The 7,345-nt window shown below is 72.2% G+C and carries 8 protein-coding genes; all 8 read right to left on the bottom strand.

The features are described from left to right. Positions 1 to 125: 125 nt before the first annotated feature. Genes ACE3QW_RS02385 through ACE3QW_RS02350 form a run of 8 tightly spaced genes read right to left on the bottom strand, consistent with a single transcriptional unit; the run spans position 126 to position 7,175 of the window. The gene (locus tag ACE3QW_RS02385) at positions 126 to 1,208 is read right to left on the bottom strand and encodes a PilN domain-containing protein (protein WP_374250276.1); all 1,083 of its coding nucleotides are present in this window, start codon (positions 1,206 to 1,208) and stop codon (positions 126 to 128) included. After that, the gene (locus ACE3QW_RS02380) at positions 1,205 to 2,206 is read right to left on the bottom strand and encodes a general secretion pathway protein GspK (protein ID WP_374250275.1); all 1,002 of its coding nucleotides are present in this window, start codon (positions 2,204 to 2,206) and stop codon (positions 1,205 to 1,207) included. Before ACE3QW_RS02380 ends, ACE3QW_RS02385 begins: the two co-directional genes overlap by 4 nt. Continuing rightward, positions 2,203 to 2,931: a type II secretion system protein J gene (locus ACE3QW_RS02375; RefSeq protein ID WP_374250274.1), complete on the bottom strand. Its 729-nt coding sequence runs from the start codon at positions 2,929 to 2,931 to the stop codon at positions 2,203 to 2,205. Before ACE3QW_RS02375 ends, ACE3QW_RS02380 begins: the two co-directional genes overlap by 4 nt. Further along, entirely contained in the window at positions 2,928 to 3,329 is a 402-nt protein-coding gene (locus ACE3QW_RS02370; protein ID WP_051679319.1) for a prepilin-type N-terminal cleavage/methylation domain-containing protein, read from the bottom strand. The genes ACE3QW_RS02375 and ACE3QW_RS02370 overlap by 4 nt, the downstream gene beginning before the upstream one ends. Continuing rightward, a complete protein-coding gene (locus ACE3QW_RS02365) occupies positions 3,316 to 3,792 on the bottom strand; it encodes a prepilin-type N-terminal cleavage/methylation domain-containing protein (protein WP_250168074.1) in 477 nt (158 codons plus the stop codon). The genes ACE3QW_RS02370 and ACE3QW_RS02365 overlap by 14 nt, the downstream gene beginning before the upstream one ends. A 15-nt stretch (positions 3,793 to 3,807) precedes the next feature. Beyond that, the gene (gene gspG, locus ACE3QW_RS02360) at positions 3,808 to 4,260 is read right to left on the bottom strand and encodes a type II secretion system major pseudopilin GspG (RefSeq protein ID WP_374250273.1); all 453 of its coding nucleotides are present in this window, start codon (positions 4,258 to 4,260) and stop codon (positions 3,808 to 3,810) included. Positions 4,261 to 4,287: 27 nt separating this feature from the next. Continuing rightward, a complete protein-coding gene (locus ACE3QW_RS02355) occupies positions 4,288 to 5,496 on the bottom strand; it encodes a type II secretion system F family protein (RefSeq protein WP_374250272.1) in 1,209 nt (402 codons plus the stop codon). Between the two features lie 5 nt (positions 5,497 to 5,501). Next, complete coding sequence (locus ACE3QW_RS02350) at positions 5,502 to 7,175, bottom strand: GspE/PulE family protein (protein ID WP_374250271.1); 1,674 nt, start codon at positions 7,173 to 7,175, stop codon at positions 5,502 to 5,504. Positions 7,176 to 7,345 lie beyond the last annotated feature (170 nt).

The raw sequence follows: 7,345 nt of genomic DNA, 5'->3' as shown, positions 1-7,345 counted from the left end.
CGCGCGCTTGGCGAGCATGTCCGCCACCTCGCCGAACGCGACGGCCAGCAGGACCGCGACCAGCGCACCATAGCCGAGCGCGGCCAGCGCCAGCGTGCGGCGGGAACGGGCGGGCGCGGCGGGGGTCACTGGCTCACCTCGAACGGCAAAGTGATGTCGGCCTGGATCTGGAAGCGCTCGCCCACATCCCCCGGCTGGCGGGTGGTGGGGGCGACGAAGGTGGCGGCGGAGAAGTGCTTCGACTCCTCCAGCAACCGCACGAGGGAGGGCGCCTCCCGCGAGACGCCGGTCAGCTCCACCTTGCCGTTCTGGATGGTCAGGGCCGTCAGATAGGTATGGTCCGGCAGCACCTGCGACAGCGCCTCCAGCACGAGCACGGTGGGCGCATGTTCCCGCTTCGCCTTCTCCAGACCGCGCAGGGCCGCCCCCTCAGCGCCCAGCCCGTCGCGGGCGGCGGCGATGGCGCGGCGACGGGCCGCGATGGCCTGATCCAGCGTCTGCTGCTCCTCGTCGAGGCTGCCACCGAGGAAGCCGGACACACCGGAGGCGAGCGTCGCGGCAAGGGCCGCAGCCGCAAGCACGCCGAGCAACACCTGTTTGAGCCGCGCCGTGCCCCCGCCTTCGCCGGAAGCACCGGCATGGACGATGATCGGCGCGCCTTCCCCTTGCCGGGTTGTCAGCAGCAGATGGCCCACGCCCAGCCCCTTGAGCGCATCGAGGGTGGGGGCGAGACGGGCGCGCGGGGTGGCGGCCACCATCAGGCGGATGCGGCCGTCGCCGAGGGGCTCGGGCGCCGTCCAGCCGAAGGCGGCCTCGGCGGCGCTCCACGGCGTGAGCCGGTCGATCTGCGCCCGCACGATGCCGTCGAGATAGGGCCTCGCCCCCTCGGGCAGATCGAGCGGGCGGAACAGGAAGCGGGCGGGATCGAGCGCCAGCTCCACCTCCCGGCCCTTCAATGCGGCCGTCACCTCCGGCGGCACGGCGCGCGCCATGTCGCCGGGATCAGGATGGAAGGGGGCGGCGCCAGGCAGGTGGAAGGCGCCGTCTTCCCCCTCCTCGATCCGCACCGCGCGCAGCCGGCCGAGGCGCGCCCGGCCGCTGGCGATGGCGGTGTGCACGGCCGTCGCCGTCAGGTCGATGAAGGCAGAGAAGCCGTCGACGAAGCGCGTCACCAGAGACGCGTCGGGCGCGCCGGGCATCATGCTCATGGCCGTCCTCCCGTCGTCTTGCGCCGCGCGGCGGGCGCCGCATCCAGGTCGGCCAGCTCGCGCCAGGAGAGGTCGCGCCAGAGGAGCACGCGGTAGGGGTCCATCCCGAAATCCCGCAGCAGGATCACCGCTTCGGCGCCCTGCTTGCGGCCATTGTCGAAGGCCACGCGCACCGTCACGCGCGCTGTGTCGCCGGCCACCGTGGTGAGGCCGGAGGCGCCGGCGATGGCGGTTCCGTCGCCGCCTGCCTTGTCGCCGCCCGCCTTGTCCTCGCCGGAGGTCTCGCCGGCCGTCGCGAACGTGGCGTTGTCGATATCGTTCATCCCCTGCCCCGCCTTCGCCAGCGCCGCCCGCACCACCGGCCCCGCCAGTTCGGGATTGACCTCCCGCCGCCCGGCATAGACCGTGAGATGGGGCAGCGCCGCCGCGACCACATCGGCCGGCAGGCCGGGCACGCGGGCCAGCTCCGCCGCATGGGCGAAGGCGCCCTGCCCTTTCGCAGCCTCATCGTCGCCCAGAGCGGACGTCTTGCCGGCGGAAGTCGCGCCGCCCGCGCCGGCGCTGCTGCCCCGGGGCGGGGTCCGCCAGGCGGCGATGCTCGCGGCGTAGGTTTTCGCCGCCTGCTCGGGCACGCCGAGCACCTGGAACAGGCCGGCCAGCACCGTCGGCGCGGCAGAATTGAGATCGATGCGGGCGGCCTCGTCGGCGAAGCGGGCGGAGACGTTGGCCTCGCCCATGCGGAACCGCACCTCGCCGCTGATGGGCCGGTCCTGCGCCGGCACAGAGAGAATACGCAGCGCCGCCAGCTCCACCGCAGCGACCACCAGCCCGTCCGCGCGCAGCGTTTCCGCCCGCACCGCGGAGGCGGACGCCGTGTCGGACACATAGACCGCATAGACCGCGGTGAAGGCGGCGAGCGCCGCCAGAATCCACAGCACCGTCACCAGGATGAAGCCGCGCTCCGTCCCGCGCCGGGCGTTGAGGCAGGCGCCCGTCATTGCGCGGCCCCCGCGTTATTTCCCCCGGCACCCGAAACGGCTTTCGCGCGCGATCCACTGAAACCTACGGATGATCCGCAGACCGGCTTGGTGACATCGGCGGCGCAGAAGGCCGGCACATCGGAGCGGATGGAGACGGCGGTGGACGCGGCGGTTACCCGCCCGCCCTCGCGCACCACCATGCGCACCGCGCGCGGCAGCTCCTCCTCGCCGCGCCATGCGTCGTGCCACACGCCGTCGCGTCCGGCATAGGAGAAGGTGACGCGGGTGGGCGGGCGCAGCAGCCGCACCGGGGCGCCGAAGGGCGGCAGGCCTCCGGCCTCGGCCTGCGGCGCATAGGGCGCGGTTCGCCGGACCATGGCGGAGCCGCGCCCGTCCGGCACCGGGGCCAGTTCGACGATCTCCAGCCCGCGCGCCGCGCCGGGGGCGAGCACCTCGCGCACGAAGACGACGCGCTCGGACGATCCGTCGAACAGCGGCTTCGCCCCGCCACGAACGACGGGCAGGACGGCGGCGGCGGAAAGGTCCGCGGCCATGCGGTCCAAGGCGAGGGCGACGAGTTCGCTCTGCTGCACCCGCCCGAGCCCGCGCTGCCAGGCCGGCAGCCATTTCGCCGTGACCATGGCGATGGCCGCGAGCACCAGCCCGGTGAGCGTCATCGCCACCAGGATCTCGATGAGGCTGAAGCCGGCGATGCGGCGGCGCGACGATGCGAGCGCGCTCATTGCGGCTGGCTCCGCACGATGCGCACGGTCTCCAGCGCCACCATCTCGCCGCCGGGACCGCGCACGCGGATGCGGACATCGAGCGGCGTCCAGGGGCCGGTTTCCGGCAGGCCGGCGATCTTGAGCGGCTGCACGTCCATTTGCCAGCGATGGCCGGCGATCTCGCCCTCGGTGCGGCCGGGCTGGAGGAGATCGCGGCCGGGAATGCCCGTCTCCACCGCACGGGCGGTCTGCAGCAGCGCCACCCGCCGCTCCAGCGCCCGCGTGCCGCGAATACTGGAGCCCGCCACCATGGCGATGGCACCGAGGGAGGCGGCAACCACCGCCAGCGCCACCAGCACCTCGATGAGGGTGAAGCCGGCGGCGCCGCGCCGCGCGCGCAGATCAGGAGCGGCCACGGGGGACAATCTCGACGCCTCCGGTGAGCCAGTTCACCCGCACCTCATAGCCCGCCCCACCCTTGAGCATGGCCACCACGCCGCCGCAGGAGAGGCCGGAGGGAAAGAACTCCACCGAGGCGCGTGCCGGCCTTCCGTCGCAGGTCGCGGGCAGCACCGTGTCCATCTGCACGTCGCCGGGCACGCGCACCACCCGCCCGGCCGCGCCGGAGGTGATGCGCCGGCCGGCCGTATCCACCGCCGTCGCCACCGGCACGCCCCGGCGGATGGCGGCGGCGCGGTCGGCCTTCAGCAGCGCGGCGGCTTCGACCGCGAGGGATTCCAGCTTCGCCCGCGAGGTGCCGGGCGCAAGGCGCGGCAAGGCGAGAGTCGCGAGCGCGGCGACGATGGCGAGGGCGCAGACGACCTCCAGCAGGGTGAACCCCGCCTCATGATCGCGCCTGCGCTCCCGCTCGCGTGCCATCCGCCTCGCCCCGCCTCAGCGTGCCCAGCTCGTGATGTCGGCCGCGTTGCCGGTGCCGCCCTCCTGCCCGTCGGAGCCGAGGGAGACGATGTCGAACGGCCCGTGCTGGCCGGGCGCGCGATAGATGTAGGCCTTGCCCCAGGGATCGACGGGCACGGTGCCGCCCTTGAGATACGGCCCGTTCCAGGTGGAGACGTTGCCCGGCCGCTGCACCAGCGCGTTCAGCCCTTCCGAGGAGGAGGGATAGCGGCCGGCATCGAGATAGAAGAGGTCGAGGGCGCTGGAGAAGCCCTGGATCTGGATCTTCGCCGTCTTCACCTTGCTGTCGCCGAGATAGCCGAGCACCCGCGGCCCCACGAGGGCGACGATGAGGCCGATGATGGTGATGACCACCAGCAGCTCCACCAGCGTGTAGCCGCCTTCCGTCTTCCGGCGGCGGGAGCGGGAGGGGGCAGTGTTGGCCGTCATGGGGGCGGGACCTTCAATCACGTTTCGTCACCCGATGCTTTGGCTGACCGACAGCAACGCGGTCATGACCGAGACGATGAGCCCGCCCACCACCACCGAAATGGTGACAATGGCGGCCGGGCCGATGACCGCGACCACCCTGGCGAGGGCGCGCTGGAGCTTTTCCTCGTAGAAATCGGCGATGCGGCCGGAGAGCAGGGCCAGCTGGCCGGTCTCCTCGCCGAGGCGCAGCATGCGGATGGCCATGGGGGGCAGCACGTCGCCCTCGGCGAAGGCGTCCGACAGCCGCCCGCCATGGCGCACCCGGTCCGCCGCCTTGGCCCAGACCGAGGCTTCCTCCCCCGCCGCCATCACGTCCACGATGATGCGCAGCGCGGCAGTCAGCGTCACGCCGTTGCCGAGCAGGATGGAGAGGTTGCGGCAGAACACGGCCGAGCGGCGGAACAAGAGCACAGTGCGCACCAGCGGCAGCTTGGAGAGCGTACCCGTCACCGCCCCGCGCACCTCTTTCCGTCGCAAAGCGAGGAAAGCGAGAGCCGGCAGCACCACCGCCGCGACGCCCACCGCGGCGGCGTGGGCCTGAAGGCCGTCCGACAGGTCCAGCAGCACCTGCACCATGGGGTCGAGCTTCGCCCCCATGTCGCGCAGCACGGAGGAGAATTGCGGCATCACGAACATGAGGAAGAAGACGAGCACGCCCCCCGCCGCCACCAGCACGAAGGCGGGATATTGCAGCGCCGACACCACCTTGCGGCGCAGCTCCTCGGCCCGCTGGCGCTCGGCGGCGACCAGCTCCAGCATCCGGTCCACGGTGCCGGAGGCCTCGCCCACCTTGACCAGCGCCACATAGACCGGCGGGAACAGCGAGGGATGGGAGGCCAAGGCCTCCGCGAGGCTTTCGCCGGAGAGCACGTCCGCGCGGATCTTGCGGGCGACGGCGCGCATGCGGCCGAGATCGGTGTCGCCGGTGAGCAATTCCAGCGCCTCGTCGAGCCGCGCGCCCGCGCGAAGCAGCAGGGCGAGGTCGCGGGTGAAGAGGGTGACATCCTCCGCCTTGGGCGCGCCGAAAGTGAAGCCAAAGGCGTTGTCCTTCTTCTCCCTGAGCGGCGTCGTCTCCACCGGCACCAGGCCGAGGAATTCGATGCGGCGGCGCACCTCGGCCTCGGTGGGCGCGGCGATCTCGCCGCTCACGATCTGCCCGGCCTGGGTCAGCGCCCGATAGGAGAAGGTGGCCATGGGCGTCAGCGCACCGTGGTCACGCGCAGCACCTCGGCGGCCGAGGTGAGGCCGGCGCGGCATTTGGCGACGCCGTCGTCCAGCATGGTGGTCATGCCGCCGGCGATGGCGGCGCGGTCGAGGGCGGCGGCACCGGCATGGCGGTCGATCATCTCGCGGATGTCGTCCGAGAGGGTCAGCACCTCGAACACGCCGATACGCCCGCGATACCCCGCCCCGCCGCAGCGCTCGCAGCCCACTGGCTCATACACGGTCTCGCCCGCCTTGAGGCCGAGGGCCACATAGCGCGGATCGTCCCGTACGTCGGTGGCCGACAGGGTATGCGGCCGCTTGCAGCGCTCGCACAGCTGGCGGACGAGGCGCTGGGCAATCACCGCACGCAGGGTGGACTTCAGGAGGAAGCCTTCCACCCCGAGGTCCAGCAGGCGCGGAACCGAGGCGGCGGCGGTGTCCGTGTGGAGGGTGGTGAGCACCAGATGGCCGGTGAGCGCGGCATGGACGGCGATATGCGCCGTCTCCGGGTCGCGCACCTCGCCCACCATGATCACGTCCGGGTCCTGCCGCAGGAAGGAGCGCAGCGCCGCCGCGAAGGTCAGCCCGATCTGCGGCCGCACCTGCGACTGGAACACGCCGCGGATCTCGTATTCCACCGGGTCCTCGATGGTGAGGATCTTGCGCGTGGGCTCGTTCAGCACAGAGAGGATGGTGGCGAGCGTGGTCGTCTTGCCCGAGCCGGTGGGGCCGGTGACGACCACCATGCCGTGGGGCAGCGCGAGCAGCTTCATGAGCGTCTCGCGGTCGTGCGGGGCGAGCCCCAGCTTGTCCACCGTGAGCACGCCGCGATCGCGCGCCAGAAGGCGGATGACCGCGCTTTCCCCGTGCTGGGTGGGCATGATGGCGACGCGCACGTCGATCTCGTCGCGCCCGAGCTTCAGGCGCGCGGCGCCGTCCTGCGGCAGGCGGCGCTCGGCGATGTCGAGGCCGGCGAGGATCTTGATGCGCGAGATGACCGCCTGCGGCAGCACATCGGCCAGCGCATGGATGGGCCGCAGCATGCCGTCGATGCGCAGGCGCACCTCGAGGCCGGTGCGGAACGGGCCGATGTGGATGTCGCTGGCGCGCAGCTCCATGGCCTTGTCGAACAGGTCGTTCACCGCCCGCACCACCGGCGCGCCGGAGGCGAGGTCGCGCAGGCTGTCGATGTCATCCTCGGCCCGCGCCGTGGCGGGGCCGGCGGCCTCGCGGGCGGCCGCTTCATCCGCGCCGAGCCGTTCGGCAAGCGCGGTGGCGATGTCCTCGAAGGAGGCGACGACGAGCGTCACCTTGCCCCCCAGCACGATCTCCGCCGCGCGCACCACCGTCTCGTCGGTGGGATCGCCCACGGCGAGGCAGGCTGTGCCGTCCGGCGCGCGGAAGGGCAGCACCGTCATCTCGCGCAGGAAGCGCGGGGTGAAGTGGGACACGAGGGACGGCGCCGCCATCAGCTCCGGCAAGGCGATGCGCGGCAGACGGTAGAAGCGGGCGACTTCATCGGCGAAATCGCCGGCGGTCAGCTCGCTCGCCTCCCACACCTGACGCAGCGGACGGGCCTGCGTGCCGGCCGTTCCGGACCCGGCGGGATGCGCCAGCCCGCTCGCGGCGAGGAAGCTCAGGAAATCGCCGCCCCCCTCCCCGCTCATGCCCGCGCCCCCGAAAGCCAGCATTCAAATCCAGCAGTGCAATCCAGCGGCGCTATTCTACAGCTGGACCTTGGCTGCTATTAACATGGGCCGCATCATCGGCGAAGGTTGCTCCCGGAAAGCAATTTGCGGGTCGGCCGTCGGCCCGGAGCAGGCTGCCCACACGGAGC

It is taken from the genome of Xanthobacter sp. (assembly GCF_041911315.1).
In the GTDB taxonomy this organism is placed as follows: Bacteria; Pseudomonadota; Alphaproteobacteria; order Rhizobiales; family Xanthobacteraceae; genus Xanthobacter; species Xanthobacter aminoxidans.
The sequence above is the reverse complement of the archived record's forward strand: the minus strand, read 5'-3'. Positions and strand labels throughout refer to the sequence as shown.